The sequence below is a fragment of the Phycisphaeraceae bacterium genome, from assembly GCA_020851465.1.
GTDB lineage: Bacteria > Planctomycetota > Phycisphaerae > Phycisphaerales > Phycisphaeraceae > JADZCR01.
The window spans coordinates 179,109-196,136 of record JADZCR010000005.1 but is presented as its reverse complement, the minus strand read 5'-3'; the positions used below and the strand labels follow the sequence as shown (position 1 = coordinate 196,136).

Annotated in this window: 10 protein-coding genes; 6 read left to right on the top strand and 4 right to left on the bottom strand. The window is 53.3% G+C overall.

Features of this window, described 5'->3' with window-relative positions; genetic code table 11:
* Positions 1-35: 35 nt before the first annotated feature.
* On the top strand, positions 36-686 hold the full coding sequence (locus IT444_05895; GenBank protein ID MCC7192300.1) for a YdcF family protein: 651 nt from the start codon (positions 36-38) through the stop codon (positions 684-686).
* 99 nt (positions 687-785) lie between these two features.
* Positions 786-1,751: a phosphoglycerate dehydrogenase gene (locus IT444_05890; GenBank protein ID MCC7192299.1), complete on the top strand. Its 966-nt coding sequence runs from the start codon at positions 786-788 to the stop codon at positions 1,749-1,751.
* 326 nt (positions 1,752-2,077) lie between these two features.
* Here IT444_05890 and IT444_05885 read toward each other — a convergent pair whose 3' ends face one another.
* Together IT444_05885 and IT444_05880 are read right to left on the bottom strand one after the other, a co-directional pair.
* On the bottom strand, positions 2,078-4,282 hold the full coding sequence (locus IT444_05885; protein MCC7192298.1) for a hypothetical protein: 2,205 nt from the start codon (positions 4,280-4,282) through the stop codon (positions 2,078-2,080).
* A 126-nt stretch (positions 4,283-4,408) separates the two neighbouring features.
* The gene (locus IT444_05880) at positions 4,409-4,588 is read right to left on the bottom strand and encodes a transposase (protein MCC7192297.1); all 180 of its coding nucleotides are present in this window, start codon (positions 4,586-4,588) and stop codon (positions 4,409-4,411) included.
* Positions 4,589-4,803: 215 nt separating this feature from the next.
* On the opposite strand from IT444_05880, the gene gndA reads away from it, so the two are divergent.
* Positions 4,804-6,330, top strand: coding sequence for an NADP-dependent phosphogluconate dehydrogenase (gndA, locus tag IT444_05875; protein MCC7192296.1), 1,527 nt, complete (start codon positions 4,804-4,806; stop codon positions 6,328-6,330).
* 295 nt (positions 6,331-6,625) lie between these two features.
* Here gndA and IT444_05870 read toward each other — a convergent pair whose 3' ends face one another.
* Entirely contained in the window at positions 6,626-6,928 is a 303-nt protein-coding gene (locus IT444_05870; protein ID MCC7192295.1) for a hypothetical protein, read from the bottom strand.
* Between IT444_05870 and IT444_05865 the strand changes: the two genes are divergently transcribed.
* Together IT444_05865 and IT444_05860 are read left to right on the top strand one after the other, a co-directional pair.
* Positions 6,917-8,950 carry a hypothetical protein gene (locus IT444_05865; GenBank protein MCC7192294.1) on the top strand — a complete coding sequence of 678 codons (2,034 nt, stop codon included), beginning with the start codon at positions 6,917-6,919 and terminating at the stop codon, positions 8,948-8,950. The genes IT444_05870 and IT444_05865 overlap by 12 nt on opposite strands.
* A 53-nt stretch (positions 8,951-9,003) precedes the next feature.
* Positions 9,004-10,392 (top strand): exo-alpha-sialidase, encoded by a 1,389-nt coding sequence (locus IT444_05860; GenBank protein ID MCC7192293.1) that lies wholly within the window; start codon positions 9,004-9,006, stop codon positions 10,390-10,392.
* A 62-nt stretch (positions 10,393-10,454) separates the two neighbouring features.
* On the opposite strand, the gene IT444_05855 is transcribed toward IT444_05860, so the two are convergent.
* On the bottom strand, positions 10,455-12,533 hold the full coding sequence (locus IT444_05855) for a hypothetical protein (protein MCC7192292.1): 2,079 nt from the start codon (positions 12,531-12,533) through the stop codon (positions 10,455-10,457).
* Positions 12,534-12,693: 160 nt separating this feature from the next.
* Here IT444_05855 and IT444_05850 point away from each other — a divergent pair, with 160 nt between their 5' ends.
* Positions 12,694-17,022, top strand: coding sequence for a hypothetical protein (locus IT444_05850; protein MCC7192291.1), 4,329 nt, complete (start codon positions 12,694-12,696; stop codon positions 17,020-17,022).
* The last annotated feature ends 6 nt before the right edge of the window (positions 17,023-17,028 follow it).

Below are 17,028 nucleotides of genomic sequence, written 5' to 3'. Positions count from 1 at the left end.
TACTGAATACACAACACCATGGGTTTACTCTCGTGATGGTCAAGGCAGCGAAGAAGCGAACACCACTCCGTCTCGCTATACGCCTTGCGTTTTATACGGGTGTAATCGGCCTTACAGGTATTTTGCTCCACCTTGGTGTCATCATTTACACCGGCTGCAATGACGATACGCGACCTCGTGACGTTGGAGTCGTGCTCGGAAATTACGTCAGCCCGGAAGGTGTAGTTGGGAGCGTGGTAAAAGGGCGGCTGGATCGAGCGATCGAACTTTACAATGCGGAGGCTTTCCATCACATCATCGTCAGCGGTTCTACCGCGCCGGGTGGCTACAACGAGGCTCGGGGCATGCGCGAATACCTTATTGCTCACGGTATTCCTCAAGACGTCATCATTGCCGACCCCAACGGAATCAACACTTACTTCACCGCGCGCAACACCCGCGAGATACTGCGGCAGCACAATTGGACTTCTGCGATAGCAATTTCACAGTATTACCACATCCTCCGCTGCCGACTCGCATTCCGCCGTATGGGTATTTCAGATGTCGGCTCCGCCCACGCGCCCGAAGGACGTGAAATGCGCGAGCCTTTCATTTTGTGTCGTGAATTTGTAGCGTTTTACTGGTATTTGATTCGCGAGTATCCCGATGTAACGGACCAGCTGTCGGGTTTACCAGTTTCACGGTAATCGTTGAGTTTGCGGGTGATTTATCGATAGTTTCCAAAGTTACGGCAGGGGTAAAGCCTCGCTTTGCAAGCGGTCGCAGGCTCACTAATCTGTTGTGCCATGCGCATTCTCCTTACCACAACCAGTTATCAGGACACTCCCGGCCGGCATCATGATTTGCTGGCTAAATCTGGCCACGAGATCGTACGTGCTCGAGGACCGCTACCCGAAAAAGAGATGCTTCGACTCGTCTCGGCTGATGGCGGCTTTGATGGTTTTCTTCATGGCGATGATGAAATCACGCGGGCTGTCCTACAGGCAGCACTGCCACGACTCAAAGCTATCTCGAAATATGGCATCGGTCTGGACAGTGTTGATGTAAAAGCTGCAACGGAACTCAAGGTTCCCGTTCTCTTCACGCCCGGCGTCAACCATACGACCGTGGCAGAGCATACGTTTGGTCTCATCATTATGTTGGCCAAGCATCTTCGTTCCCACACCAATGTCGTCAAAAAGGGCGAATGGAAACGGACGACCGGAATCGAATTAGCAGGCAAGACGCTCGGCATCATCGGGTTGGGAAGGATCGGTAAGGAGGTGGCCAAGCGAGCTCGTGCTTTTGATATGCAGGTCATCGCTTATGACGTTTATTGGGATGAGCCTTTCGCCTTTCAACACGGCATCTTCCGAGCGCAAAGTGCTGATGATGTCGTCAAACAAGCCGACATCATCAGTCTCCATATGAATCTCACGCCTGAAAACCGTGAGTACATCAATGCTGCCCGAATCGACACAATGAAGAAAGGTTCGATCATCGTGAACTGTGCCCGCGGCGGACTGGTGAATGAGGCTGATATCGCTGCAGCGTGCAAGGCTGGCAAACTATACGGCTACGGCACAGATGTGCTGGAGCATGAACCGATCAAAGTACCGCATCCGTTCCAAGATATAGACAACATTATCGTGACTCCGCACATCGCCAGTCGAACCTTTGAAAGCGTGGAACGGCAAGCATTGATGAGCACGGAAAACCTCTTACGCGTACTCAAGGGTGAAAAACCGCTGGCACAAGCGAACTCGCTATAAAAAATTCTGATCGCTGAAGGTGCTAGAGAACACTGAATATGCCCAACGAATTGACTGATGCGCAGTGGAGGGTTATCGCAGCCGAAATATTTGCGGGCAGAATGATCTCTGCAATCAACCTCTACCGTTCACCCACGGGCTTGGACCTGAAAGACTCCGAGGACGCGATCGAAAGATACGAGGTTGAACTTCATAACCAGTTTCCTGATACAGCGCCAGCCGCGGCAGACCCGTCTGTTACGTCCTTTTCCCAACGCATGAGTCCGCCAACCGCGGTCAACTCAGATTCAACTCACTACAGGAGCCGCCCGTGATACTTGTCTGCTTCAGCCGTTGTTCAACGTGAGCACCACGCTTTTCCCCGCGGCAGACCCGTCAGGCCATGCGACGCGGATCTCAGTAACATTCTCCGTCTCAATCCAGCGGCAGTCCGGGCCTACGAACCGGCGCGATAGGCGGATCCTTATATCGCCGACGGCGTGCTCAGGACTGGCGACGGCCAATTGCACTCCGGAGCCCGTTCCTCGTAATTGCACAGCACATGGCCGATCGACGCCGATGATCAGTTCCGGCAGCATTTCAACTGCACCCGCTTGGTAGAACGCGGCTTGCGCCAGCCCCAGCGATCCGTGTTGCACAGCCTGCACGGTCGTCGAGTTACTGACTACGCGAACCGGCGGTGCGGCGACGAATGCGACCGTCCTCTCAGGAGATAGGTCAGGGAGGATTACATACGCATAGTGCTCGTCGCACGGTCTCGTCCCGTGATCGATGCCGAGGCTGAATACGTCCATTTCGACGCGCTTGGGCGAAAGCTGCCCGTTGATGCGCCGCCAGTTGCCGGCCTGCGGCGCGTTGTGCAACTGGACCATAGCAGGCTCGAGAAACGCATAGCCGATGCCGTCATGATGCACCCACGTCGGGGCGTCCAGCACGTGATCACCAGACTCAACTGTGCGCCGTCTCGCGTGATTGCCCGCCAGCACGGGACCGCGGAGCAGGCACTGGTTGACGGAGGTATGTACCGGCCACTTCCTAGGGCAGGTGATTCCCGCGCCGAGGCAGATAACCTGGTCCTCGAGGAAGAACCACGCCTTGCGGCAGGTCAGGTCGTCGCCATCACGCAGGAAGTCGAACGCTGCCAGCCCATCGCGCCCGTCGGAAACGCCACCGGCGAAGGCACGCGTGCCGCGTTTGCGGAGCACTGTGTCGATGCGAAGCCGCTGTCGCCGCTGCAATACTGTCGTGCCTGGCACCTTGCGCCAGTCCCACACGCCGAATATGCGGTCGTACTCGTACCCACCGCGCATGAGACACATGGCGCCGTCAGACATGTGGTGGTTTTGCGCCCCTTCGCTATTGCTGGGAGAGTCCGTATTGCACAAGCGATTCGAGAACATCTTGACGGAGGCGAAGAATCCTGGGCGGACATGCGTCATATAGTCCGACCGCCAGAAGCAGCGATTCCCTGACAGTTGAGCCGGGCGGTCGTCGGGTCCGGCAGTTAGGCGCGCGAGGAACCCTTCAAGCAAGGCCTGATCCCTGGCATCGAGAGATCCGAGCTTTAGCATGGCCCGGCAGCCCGTGTGGAGCACGCCTGCGTCCTGACCGGGGCGAACGACGAGCCGCCCGAGCGTGAGATAGTCGTAGGTGGCCCCGCGCACGATCCACTGTTGATGCTCAAGCAGGTAATCGCGGATCACGCGGACCGTTTCAGATGGAAATGCGTAGGCCGTACCTTCAAGCACCCATGCCAGCCTCGGCGCATCCACCGCAAAGTAGTAGCCATAGCCGCCTGAATAGAGCGTGTTGTCGTGTTGCTGAAAACTCCAGTCGGCTTGGATGCCTTCTCCCCACGACGGTCGGACGACGATCTCGTGGAGCATTTTGTCCACCGCCCGGCGGACGCGATCGCGACTCTGCTCGAGGCAACCCAGCACCAGCATCACGTCGGCCGTCCAAAGCTGATTCTGCGCCGTACCAGCCAGGTCCATACCCCAGGGTGTTCTCGCGTCGGCGCGGGCCAAAACTCTGAAGCCTCCCTGCATTTGCTTGGCCGAAAGCTCGCTCTCCATCAGCAGCAGGATCTTGGCCATCCACCGCGGTACGCCGATCATCAGGAACCACCAGCTCTTGTGCTGGAAATCGCGATGAAACCAGTAATCGAGGCCGCGGAGAATGCTCGTGCGCAGCCCCGGATCGTCCTTGAGCGGCGAATCGTCGCGCCGCCAGGCCTCCGCCATCATCAACAGCCAGCACAGGTGTGTCTGGGGCGAAACCGTCCAGAACTGAGCATCAGCATCGCGCTGGCTGTCGTATGTAATGCCGAGAAAAGCCCCCTCGTTGCGCTGCGTCGCGATCAACCGGCGCACGCGCGCTATATCCGGCGGGCTGGACAGGTACCGCAGGTCCTTCTCCTGAATGCCTACACCTTTGTACCAGCCGCACTCGGTGATGTATTCAGCCTTCTCGTAGAGTGCCAGATGGCGTAAACGCTGTTTGATCGTGTCGAACTCATTCGCAATGCTCATGGTGTTGTGATGTTCGTAGATAATAGCCCAGCTCGCAACGGTCGCGGGGTGACAGCGTTTGGTCCCGAGATGACAGACCGATCGCGCCCGAATGCTCATGCACAGTGATGTAACCGGGTGTAGCAGTCATTTCGGTGATGAGAAGAGAAGACGAAGTCGGTCAATGCGGTAAAGAATCGCTCGGAACAATTGACTGGGCACGGCGACCTTCGCCAGTTGGAACACCACCAGCCGGGAATGATGAGTGACTTTCGTGCCGATTTTGATCCGCTTGTCCCGCAGTGACGTGAGCGTCCAATGCTTCACCCTTAGGGTTAGCCTTCCATACCTAGGGCGGTGTTCGGCAAACACCATGATTTACGCCTCAAACGTGTGTTGGTTTCATCAGTATTGAAAAGCCATCCAGGAAATCCGCGACGACCCGAAAAGGCTGTGGAGCAGCTGTCCTGATGTTGACCGTCAGAACGATTATCATTTTGTTTCTTGCTGGATTGATTCAAATTACTTGATGGAGCTTTGCCATGGCAGACTTTTCCAACGCCACCGCAGATATCGGCCTCATCGGTCTTGCGGTAATGGGTCAGAACCTCGTCCTGAATATGGCTGATCACGGCTTCAAGGTTGCCGTATTTAATCGTACGGTTGAGACGATGGAGAAATTTGTCGTAGAGAACCCTGATACTCCGGGTGGACTGGTTCCCTGTCGTAGCGAGGAAGAACTGGTTAAGGCGATTAAGACGCCACGAAAAATAGTGATCCTGGTCAAAGCTGGCAAACCGGTTGATATGGTGATCGACGGTCTTCTGCCACACCTCGATAAAGGCGACATCATCATCGATGGCGGTAATTCACTTTGGACCGACACAATTCGCCGCGAAAGAGAACTGGCAGCACGTGGATTTAATTTTGTCGGTTCCGGTGTTTCAGGTGGTGAGGAGGGAGCACGATTCGGCCCATCGCTGATGCCGGGAGGATCGCCTGATGCGTGGAAGTCCCTCAAGCCAGTCTGGGAGGCGATTGCAGCCAAGGTGGATAAGAAAACCGGTAACCCGATCGAGGGTGCCGCGCCAGGTCGTCCGGTCAAGGGCGGCGTACCATGTACCGCTCATATTGGCCCTGATGGCGCTGGCCACTATGTAAAAATGATTCATAACGGCATTGAGTACGGCGACATGCAGATGATCTGCGAAGCCTACTTCCTGCTGAAAAACCTGCTCGGATTGAAACCCGATGAACTCTCGAAAATCTTTACCGAGTGGAACGAAGGCGATCTTGCCTCGTTCCTTATCGAGATCACGGCTGATATTCTCCAGCAACGCGATCCAATGAAACCGAAGAGGTTTCTGGTCGATGCAGTCCTCGACACCGCCGGCCAAAAAGGCACTGGTAAATGGACCAGTACAAACGCTCTCGATATGGGAGTACCCGCAGCAACCATCGCCGAAGCAGTCTTCGCACGATGTCTCAGCGCTGTAAAAGATCAGCGAGTCGCCGCAAGCCGAAAACTCAAGGGACCGGCAGGCAAGTCCAAGCACAAAGGTAAAAAGAGTGCCTTGATCGAGGCGGTTCGTGATGCGCTTTATTGCTCAAAGATCTGCTCATATGCGCAAGGCTTCCAGCTAATGGCAGAGGCTCAAAAGGAATATAAGTGGAAGCTCAATTTTGGCGAGATCGCGATGATCTGGCGAGGCGGTTGCATCATCCGCGCAAGGTTTCTTCAGAAGATCAAGGAAGCCTACGACCGCGATCCCGAGCTGATCAATCTTCTGCTTGATCCGTACTTCAAGAAGAAAGTCGAGAAAGCGCAGGCAAACTGGCGTAAGGTTGTGGCCCTGGCAGCTGAGGCTGGTGTTGCATGCCCAGCGTTCATGTCGGCCCTGTCCTACTTCGACGGATATCGCAGCGCGGTACTTCCGGCAAACCTGCTCCAGGCGCAGCGTGACTACTTCGGCGCCCACACGTATGAGCGCGTGGATCAACCGCGTGGAACTTTCTTTCACATTGATTGGCCGGACCCGAAGCGACCTCAGATTACAATTGCAAAGTAGTAATATCGCTGCCGGTTCGTTAGCAATAAGTAAACGGCATGAGAATATTTCGCCGGCCACCCCAGGCAACCAAGATTCGAACGGTGCAGAGTGTCTGTACGTTGATCACCTGTTCCGTTTCTACAGATTGAAGTTTTCACCCTTTACGAGTGAGTTGACTGCGAGAATGCTCGATGGCTCGTGTTGCAACTGATTGTTCAAGCTCATCTGCAACATCCCGATCTTACAAGTTGCGAACATCATGCTCGACCGCAGCGACCTCATTTGGCAATCTGCAACCGACCGGATCGTGCTTTCACCATCTGCTGGTGGCCGAATTATTTCCTGGGTAGCCGATGACGTTGAGCGGGTCATGCATCCAATTGGCCTCGAAGGCGGCATCCTTCGTGTGCTCTTCGCAGAGGAGCAATATCCGGGGACCAGTTACGTTTCGCCGCATCTCGTGCTCGCACGAGCCAGCGATCCTCACGGGTTCCGCATCCACCTTCGCCACTTCTGGAATGCTCCCAATGCCTTCCTTCGGCTCGCTGGTTGGCCTGACAAAGCCAACCTCCTGCATCTTGATGGTCTGTTGCTTGACAAAATCGTGACCTTCCAAGCATCCACACGTCACCTGACCTGTGAACTTACCATCACCAATCTTCAGAACGAGACTAAGTTTTTTACTCCGTGGCTTCATAACAGTTTTTCAGTTTTTCCTAGTCAGATGTTCGTGACATTCGACGGCAAGCGAGTGAGGTATCGCGATACGGATATTTATTGGGGCAGCCACGTTATTCAACCCGGCAAAACCATGCGGATGGTGCATGGCGACGCGGAGGGAAAGTCGTTTTTTGTGACCGGCGGCCCTAGTGATTCAATGGCTGGTATGTGCGGCTATCTGCCCATTCCCGGAGATTTTCTTCAATCAACTGCTGAGCTTCGCTTTCGCACGGTGACCTTGCGTCCAGCCGAGCGATGGCGAGCAACCACATCGCTGGTATTAACCAACGACTGGAAAGCCTGGAGGAATAAGCCGGAGCTCACAGCAGAAATTACGCCGGCAGGTGACGTGGCCTGGAACGAACAGGATTTGCTGCCTTTGCTTGATGATTGGGCTTTACCGGAAGAAACACATCGTGGGTTTATGGTGCTGTCTTATTTGGATAAGCCACCGTTTTCTTCGACAAAACGCTATGCCGCCGGGAACCAGTTTGCGGGATTTCATAAACACGGTGAGAACGCTGTCTCTCATGTTGTTCTATACCCACTTGCTGAAGGGTTACAGCTACGAACCGAGTTGCGAGGTAGTGAAGAATGGTCCTTGTATGACTCCTCACGTCATGGATCTGATCGCCATCATTCCAAACAGCAGACCGTACCCCAAAATAACCACCCTGTTGTTTCGCACTCCACGACGGGTGAGAGAAACGCTATCCGTCTCATACGGGGTCAGCTCACACACCTAGAACTCCACGGCCCTATCGATCTGGCACATGAGCACAAAATTGAAGTCTTGCTTTCAGATGATCGAGGAAATGCCCTTCCGCTGCGCATTGCCGATGACGCGAGCGTCGAACCTGCCCATCCCCACGCGGTCAAGATGCTTCACACCTACCTTGAGGAACGCTGGCAACAACGCACAACCCGTATTAATACCCTGAATGTAGAACAATTTCTTTCCTGGCAACGCACTCTTCGTGCCAGGCATTGGAAATGGATGGAAGACAACACGACGGGCAAGTGCGAACCCCAAATGCGATTAGTTGAGCGACAGGAAGGACCGACTTGTTTCCGTGAAAAATGGCTCGTACAAACCGAACCGGGATTGTGGATGCCAGGATATCTCGTGCGTCCCAAAGGGCCTGCTCCCGCAAAGATGCCTCTCCTTTTCTGGCTTCACGGAAGCGGACCCGGAAAACAGATGTTTACGGGAGATGAGGATCCATCCATCCCACGTACACAATTAAGTAATGAGTTAGAGTTTCAACCTTATCTTCTGGCTGAGGCTCTACGTTGTCTGGTTTGGGTGCCCGACTGTCGTGGTTGCGGTGAACAGGGCGAAACAAACCCCGGTATTTACCGTCTGCGTCTTGAAGCCCTGGGATTGTCTTACACCGCACTCCGGATGATCGACTTGCCTCGAACGCTTGATGCTCTGGCAAGACGGCACGATGTGGATATGTCACGTATTGGCTCACTGGGTTGCTCAGGAGGCGGATGGAGCTCGTTGTATTTTGCAGCGGTGGACGAGCGCGTGTCAGCAGCAATCGTCAGCAGCACAAATATCTATCTTCCCAGTGATCCACCCGAAGGTTACTTCAAGCATATGTTCGCCTCTGCAACAACAACACTCCGGCCGGATGCGACGATCCCCTGCTCAAGTGCTCATACGGGAGCTTTGGTCGCACCCCGCCCCATGTGGATAATGGATGGCCGGAATGACTCAGGGATAGCACCTGAAAATCGCCCTGCGTGGTGGACTCAGTCACAAACTGCTCGCGATGAAATTCGTCACGGTTATCGCCTGCTGGGGGCTGACGATCACTACGAAGATACGTGGTTTGATGGTGGGCATTGCGCTGGTATCACCACCGCAAACGTCATTGCGTACTTCAAGAAGTGGTTTAAGCTGAGTTAATTTTTCACTTCACAAATATCCAATATCCATATCACTAATTGGGAAAGATCGTTATGAAAATCCGCTCTCTCCGACAAGTCACCGATGACTCAAATCACAACGCTTTCACCGGCGCCCGCTTTTTCAAGGGTTCGCTATACGTGTCCTACCGCCAAGGTGATGCACATGTCTGTAATGAAGGAAAGATCGTGGTTCTGCGCAGCCGAAATGAAGGAGTAAGTTTCGACAACGCTGCAGTCATCCGTGGACGCTTCGATACTCGTGATGCGCATCTATATCAGAAAGAGGACAAACGGTTATTCGTCTGCGGCTTTGAAGCCAACACCACCCAACCTGGCGTATATCACGCTGGTTGCGCGTACACCGATAATGGACTTGAGTGGTCACCGTGGATGCGATACAGCGGAACCGGCAACTACATCATGTGGCGTCCTGAATATTTCAAGGGTACGCACTACTGTTCAGGTTACCGCGAGATCATCCCCGGAAAATCAAGCGAAATCGCGTGGTTTACGAGTAAAGATGGTTTGAAATGGAAGAAGCAGCGGGTTCTCCATGCCGGTACCGATCAGCCGAACGAATGCAACATGGATTTTGCAGCCGATGGCGCAGTCACCATGATTGTTAGGCGGGAACATCGCAGCCATAAGCCGATGATCATGCGTTCATTGCCGCCGTACAAGACATGGGACAAACTGGAAATTGATGTACCTCTCGCCGGTCCCGCACTGTGGCTGACAGGTAACGATATCTGGTTTTCGGGACGATGGTTCATCACGCCTTCTGCAGCCCATGTCGCGATATTTAAACTCGAAGGCGACAAACCCGAAATGAAAATTGTTCTGCCCTCAGGCCCCGGGTTTGATCTGTCGTATATGGGGGTTGCAAAGCATCCACATAACCGACGACGCGTTGCCCTCTCTTATTACTCAGGGCACAACGCTCTAAAGGATCCGTCACTTGATCAGTGGTCACATCCACAGATTTATCTCGCGGATGTAATTTTTGATGTGCCCTATATTTCTCAATGGAAAGTATCGGAGGTATTGAAACTGCCAGGCAGCCTTGCGTCTGCAGTTCCGCCCGATCCATCTAAGAGTAAAATCAAATGGCATCAAATTACCAGCGATCAATCACAGGAATGTGGTTTTGCTGATGCCAGTCACATCATATTTGGAAAAAAAGGCATCGCGTATTTCGTTACGGATATCGAGGTGGGACCAGTGGAAGATGGGTTCCTGCACTTTGGTTATGACGCGCCGGTGCGAATCTGGCTTAACGGCAAGGATATCCATACAGGACACGGCAAGAATCCTGCGATAGCGGACCAAATCTCGTTATCTGTCAAGTTTCGTCATGGACGTAACCGTATCGCCATCGCAATGGATACGAGCAGCGGCACTGCGTGTGGAGTGTTCGGAAGATTTGAAGCGAAAGGTTGAGCGAACTTTTCCTGCAAAGTTCGTTCGTGCCATGAAAACAATCCGTAGCGGACTGCTGGCGGTTACCTCACAACCACTTTTCCGGCAGCTAACGTGATCGGCTTACCTTTCAGTCTGCCACGCCATGGCGATTCACGAAGATTCATTAAAAGATACGTGGTTTTACCGCCTTTGACCCAAGCGGTACACCGAATATCCGTCAGGTCTCCTTCGAGATTGATTAAACGCGGCAAAAGATGTACCGCTGCGTCAATGTCATGCTGTGGCAGCCAGCCCAAGTCGAGCGGTTTGATAGCACTCTCAGTTTGCTGGATCGTCGGTAGAGTTCGGCCTGCGAAGAATACTTCCACTCCGGCGCGTTGTGCAGCCCGAAGTTTGGCTATTGTTTTTTCGTGCAGAATCGAACACGAAGGCACGACAAGGTGCGAATATCGAGAATAGCCAATAACGATTTCGCCGCGTGAAACCTCGGCATCCCATAGCACGATCTCATCAATGATCTGCGTGCCAACCTGCCGGTCGAGGCATCCGGCCAGCAGTGCATTAAAATCGGACCGCATGCCGGTAGGCTCTGTCTGCCAATCCACATCCTGCATCCACCAACTCCGCACATTCCAAAGCAAAGCAACCGGCGCAACCTGAGTCGCGTCACGAACGTAAGGCTGAATGGCAGCAACCTCCCGGTGAATCTTCACCATAGCCGGCCAATGCGGACTGAACGGCCCAAAGTCAGGCGGCGCATCGTATTCGCGCAATCCCTCGATTGAGTTTTGGCAATAGTGAATCACTGGCGAGGTCAACCCCATCATTGTCTGCCAAAGCAGCACCTTTCCGCTTTGCTTCATGTCTGGGTGCAGGCCGGACGCGCCAAGCGACTCACTCATCACACCCGAAAGCTTGTGCTGTGATGCTGCGGAGACCGCGCTGACGATGCCGACGTTGATCAACGTATGATTGTGGTCCCCCACAGCGGGAATAATTAGGTCGATCCCCGCCAAACCAAAATGTCGCCAGTAGTAGTGGAGATTCCCGGTGTATCCGCTCTGCTCGACGGGGTCGTCCTCAGGGCTGATATGGCCTGTGAGTACGAGATTGTTCCGATTACACCAATCGGCTATTGGTTTCAGCCATGACTTCTCAAAGCGTTCCGTGCACCACTGTCGGTATTGAAGGCGGGTGAGTACAGCCTGATCGTCGGACGAGTTGTTAAAGAGCAGTTCGAGCCGAGGACGGAGGTCATAACCGAACTGCCGCTCAAAGTCCTCGAACATGCCCATCGTCCAAGGTTTATGGGCATACCACTTAGGCTCGTCAGTGAAAATGGCTGGCACTTCTTTACCCAGCATGTCCCCCAATACTTCTTTGTATTTCTGATGGGTGAGTTGGATAAAATATTTCGTCGCCTCTGGATTCAGACTGTCGGGAAGTCCACCATAAATCGCGCCCCGTCCGCACGGACGGGCAACGAATGCGACCAATTTCGTATCTGGCGGCAGAGTCGGACTTGCCGCGGCAGGCTTGGGTACCGGGCCAAAGCTTACGGCATATTCAGGGGTCTCTGCCCATGATCGCGGATGCGAGTAGAGCGGTGTGGCGGGGTAATAAAATCGGCTGTCCCACTTATCGAGGATTTTCCAGTTTCGCCGAACTGTACCAACTCGTTCGGTCCAGTCCGTAGTCTCTCCGGTTTTAGTATTGACCAAGCCGCACCAGAGCAGGTTTCCGGTCGGGAAGTAGAAAAGGTTATCGCCTTTGGACTCCGCAGGATTGAACTCGAAGCGTTCGATAGCACGCGCCTCAAATTCAGGCCGCTCAATAAACACACGGCCGCCGCATGCGCCACTGGGATATGGATCTTCATCGTAAAGCCATACCTGAAGACCAAGCTTGGCGCATCGTTCTGTGGTTTTACGGATTAGGTCAAACCAGTCTGCACCGCCATATGGCACACGCAGGCCGCAGCGTGGATGGAGGCAGACAGCGGCAGCATCACTCTTAGCAAAAGCGTGCATCATCTTGTTCATCACTTCGTCGGTGCAGTCGTCATTGAGCACCCAGAAATGAATCAAGCCGGGTTTGTGAAAAAGACGCCGTTCCGCACGTACAGGGCGGTGAGAAGAATGACGCGTTGGCGTAGCCAAGATAAATACTCCGAAATTATTTATGGCCGATTATTAATTAGATAGTAAGTGTAACAGTTGTAAGCAACTGTAAGACTCGCTCTTCACCCAAAGCTTGTACGTTTGCTGCTGATTCGCCGCAGGTTTAGCATGACTTCCCCCATCTTTAAGGAATCCTGGCATGCAGCGATACCTGATCGTACTGGTTTGCCTTACATCAATCGTGTCGGGTTGCCATCGCAATGAGCCTGCACGCTCATCCGTTACAGAGGGGGATTTGCAAAATACGAATGTGGCAGCCAAGACTCCACCCGCAGAATGGTGGTTGTCTGATACGTCGAACAGCGCCCCTGATCTCAAGCATGTACTCAGCGACAATAACGCATGGACGCTGGATAACACAACCTACGATCTGCACACCGACCCGGCGGCCAATCAAACTCACACTTTCATTTCCACGCGACCAGGGAAAACACTCACAATCACTGGTCGCACACACTACCCCGCAGGTATCCAAGTACGTGCATTGGTTCGCATGCGCACCGGTAATGCCCCCAGTTGCTTCGCTACGCTTTCCGTCGCCAATCGTAAAACCTCAGACGGCCAGGACGCCTCACTGTCACTAATGCTGTCACGCGTTGCCAAAGACAACGGCATTTCATGCTCGGTTTCACAGGCTCCGAATCCATTTTTCAATCTCAAGGCTATGGTCGAGGCAAGTGACTGGCCGGAGCTCCAACTCGCCCAGAAACTTAGCTACCAGCTGAGGGCTTACCCTCAATTAAATCCCGGATGGGAGGAGGAGTTTCGTGTTCGCGTTGAAGAGGCAATGAGCTTTCTACCAGACGCCGATCAGAAATGGCTCGATTTGCGTGTCGAGTTAAATCAAAGCCTCGTAAAATTCTGGGTTGATGATCGACTTGTTGCGTGGAAGCGAGAGGAGGGTCTGGACCCCGAAGGAACTGTGAATCTCACTCTCTCGGGTGGTGTCGAATTAGCATCACTTCGCATCGAGTCAACGCAGGCGACTCCAGGATTCCAGCCGATCCGTCTTGGCGGTTATGTGAATGCTTCAAATCTCGGCTCCGCGCGAGTCGCCCCCACTTCACTCCCACCTGCTGATCAAGTCGTTAACGTCGAGGGGGTTCCATTTACATTCCCAGGCATGACACCTGAGGGGTTTGACCATATCGATGTCGGCCAAAGCTATCTGCGACAAGCCAATGTACCGGGCTATCTGCCAGCAATGTATGGAAACCTCGTGCGATGGCGTGGAGCCGCCGAACGCGATCCGGGACGCATCCAAATCCGCATTCCTAACGGGCAATTTGACACGCTATATCTCATTGCAGCCAGCGATGATGATAAAGATGAAATACCACTTGTGACTGCGATGTTTTACAGACCCGGCGCAGGCTATCCGGTCTGCTACGAGGCAACTGTTCCCCGAGCAATGGATTCGCATGTCGGCGACCATACTCTCCCCGTCAAACTCACCAATGGAAAAGACGCAAAACTCTGGCTGATCAAAATCCCGCTCGATCCGGGTCAGCTCTCCTCATTTGCTGACATGGATCACATCGAAATCGAACTCACCAAGAAGGTTTACCCCTACCGCTCATATCCTGACCCCATCAATTACAGTTACCATCAAGGCGGCCGACCGTCCTCAGTGCATGTCTATGCTGCGACGCTTGGCCGAGTACCCGTCGGTTTCGAATGGAATCCGGGCACATTTGGTCATGTCTGGACAGCACCGGCAGACGCGGCATATACCGCATCGATTACCAATCACACCAATGCAGCGCAGGTCGGCAAACTTGTTGTCCTCACTCGAAGCTATGACGGCACCGAAGAAACACACCAGGAAAAAGACATCACCTTAGTACCGCGTGATCCTGCTAAACCGGCGACATCGCAGAATTTCGCCGTAGCTGTACCTGTGAAACTTTTCGGGTATCACGATATTACCGCGACTCTAACGCTCGGCGGTCGCACCTGGACGGAGAAACGATCATTCGTCAAGCTTGCGCCAGATACCCGCAGCGTTACATGGACTAAGGGTAAGGGGGCCATGTTTGGCTATTGGAGCTACCACGGCGGCCACCATACACCAAAGAGCGAACACCACACACGGCTGATGACCATTGCCGGTGCTCGAGCTGCAGAGCATCCGCCAACACCTGTCACCGACCTCATGCTCAAGCACTGGGGTCACATCCAGAGCACTGCCTATTACGTTTCACCTCAACCTTGGGCTGCTGATGATGTCCATAAGCCCGAAGACATCGCAAAGTTTCATCAGGAAATCGAGAAAGCCTTTGTAACATGGGAGAAAGATCTACTCGATCAATTCAAGCCCGATGTTGTAAATTACTTTACGGAATCACATATCAGTCCTCGTCTCACTGCAGGAACATGGCCGGAGTATTTCGGAGACCCGCCGTTCGTTTACACGGATGAGGAAAAGAAACGAACACGAATGCTGTTTGAAACAGCTCGCATTGCCAGCGAATACCTCCGAAAAGCGCATCCTGACCGCGATCTGCTGATTGGCTGGGGTGATCCGGGCATGTCAATACCGCTGCTCCGTGCAGGTTTCCCTAAAAATCTCATCGATGGAGCAAGTCTCGACGTACCAAATTTTGAACGACTTCCAGAAATGCAACTCAAGGATAACGCGGTCCACCGTCTCTACATGCTTGTTCAGGAGTTTAAAAAGTACGGCATGGAGAAACCGCGACTCCAAGTCTGTGAGGGAGCATTCGTCCCAACCGAACCTGGAGCTGTGTCATACCGTGAGCAGATGGACATCTATACAAGATGGAATCTGATCGACATGGCGTACGGCGTGGATCGCTTTTACGCGGGCTGGTTTGCCTTCGACTGCGGCAATTATTACGGAAGTGAACACTACGGCGGGTGCGGTATCCAGCGGCGCATTCCCTATTGCGATCCCAAGCCTGCATACGCATCGTTTGCCACAATGACCGACAGACTCAATGAGGCAAACTTTGATGGCTGGATACCCACAGGATCATTGAGTACCTATTGTCTGCGATTCAAACACGAAACCCGTGGGTATGTGTACACGCTATGGACTCTCCGTGGCAAACGACCCGCAACACTTGTATTCGGTGGGAAGCTGCCAAAAAGTATTGTGGATTCAATGAATAACCCAGTTCCGCAGGGAACGTCGAATCGTTCATCGAATGAAGTCGTTATCACAACCGATCCATCGGTGATTTATGTCACTACCGACGCCACTTCGCCACTTAAAGAAATAAGGCTCGGTGATCCTGACAACTCTGATGCTCAACCCGGCCGTCTCACATTTGGCACACCCAACAACTCCCGTGAACCTGCAGCAAAACCAGCACAGATTACGCAAATTGCAGACATGGGCGACGGATCGTGGAAGTTTACGAACGAGCGAGACGTGCTTTACGAGAACAACCACTGGGGCTTTTATCCCGCAGCAGGAAATTTCTCTGCTTCGGTGGTCAACGATAGTAACAAAGGAAAAGTCCTCGCCTCTAAGCTCGAAAAGCAGGAGCGGACCCGCGAGCTAATGCCCTGGTACAACGTGCTCCGGCCGAGAAAGCCGATCGTAATCAACGGCGCACCGGACCGACTTGGGCTTTGGGTTAAAGGCGACAGTAGTTGGGGCAGGACTATCTATGTACTCCGTGACGCCAAGGGTGAACGATGGATCAACATCGGTGCGAAGGACGACTACAACTGCGACGATACCCATTCATGGAGCGCTTTTAATTTCGATGGGTGGCGTTATCTCCGTTTCGAACTTCCCGGCCACGAGGGCTATGACAATTACCGTAAGTTTGGCACAACCTGGTGGCGAAGTGGAGCACCGCTGGGTGTCGGTACGTCCGGAATCGAAGGCGAAGAACTGGTAAGGATTCCTATCGAATCGGGTGACCACATTGTGGATCTGCCACTCTCGCTTGAAGCAATCATCGTCGAGCAACGGACGCACATTTTGTATGTCAATGACGTACAGCCGGTAAAATCAGACACGGTTCTTCTGGGCAAGATCTTCGCAGAATATGACGAGATAACTGATACGACTAAGGATTCGCTGCGTATTAGCAAACTGCGCATGCCCGCGCCCAAAGAAGCTCTTAATCTGCCCAATCCTATTGCTGAGGCCTCATCAACCGGCACGCTTCCTGGAGTGAAACTGCTCAGACTCACCGCGCCGGAACACCAGTACGACGGAACACGAATGCATATACATTTTGAACCATCTGAGGTAAATGACGGAAACGATCCAGCAAAGACAAAATACTTTGTCTGGGTCGGCGGACATTCCGACGGGCGAGGGTCTGTCAATATCACCCCTAATGGCGTCAAAAGCGGGGATCTGATCTACGGATTACGTCCGGGAGTAAAACTGTATTACTGGATCATCTACAGCAGCGGCAGCAATACTTCCAAACCGAGTAACATGCTTGAGGTGGTTACGATTGATAATTTCAAAGAGAAATAGCAGTCA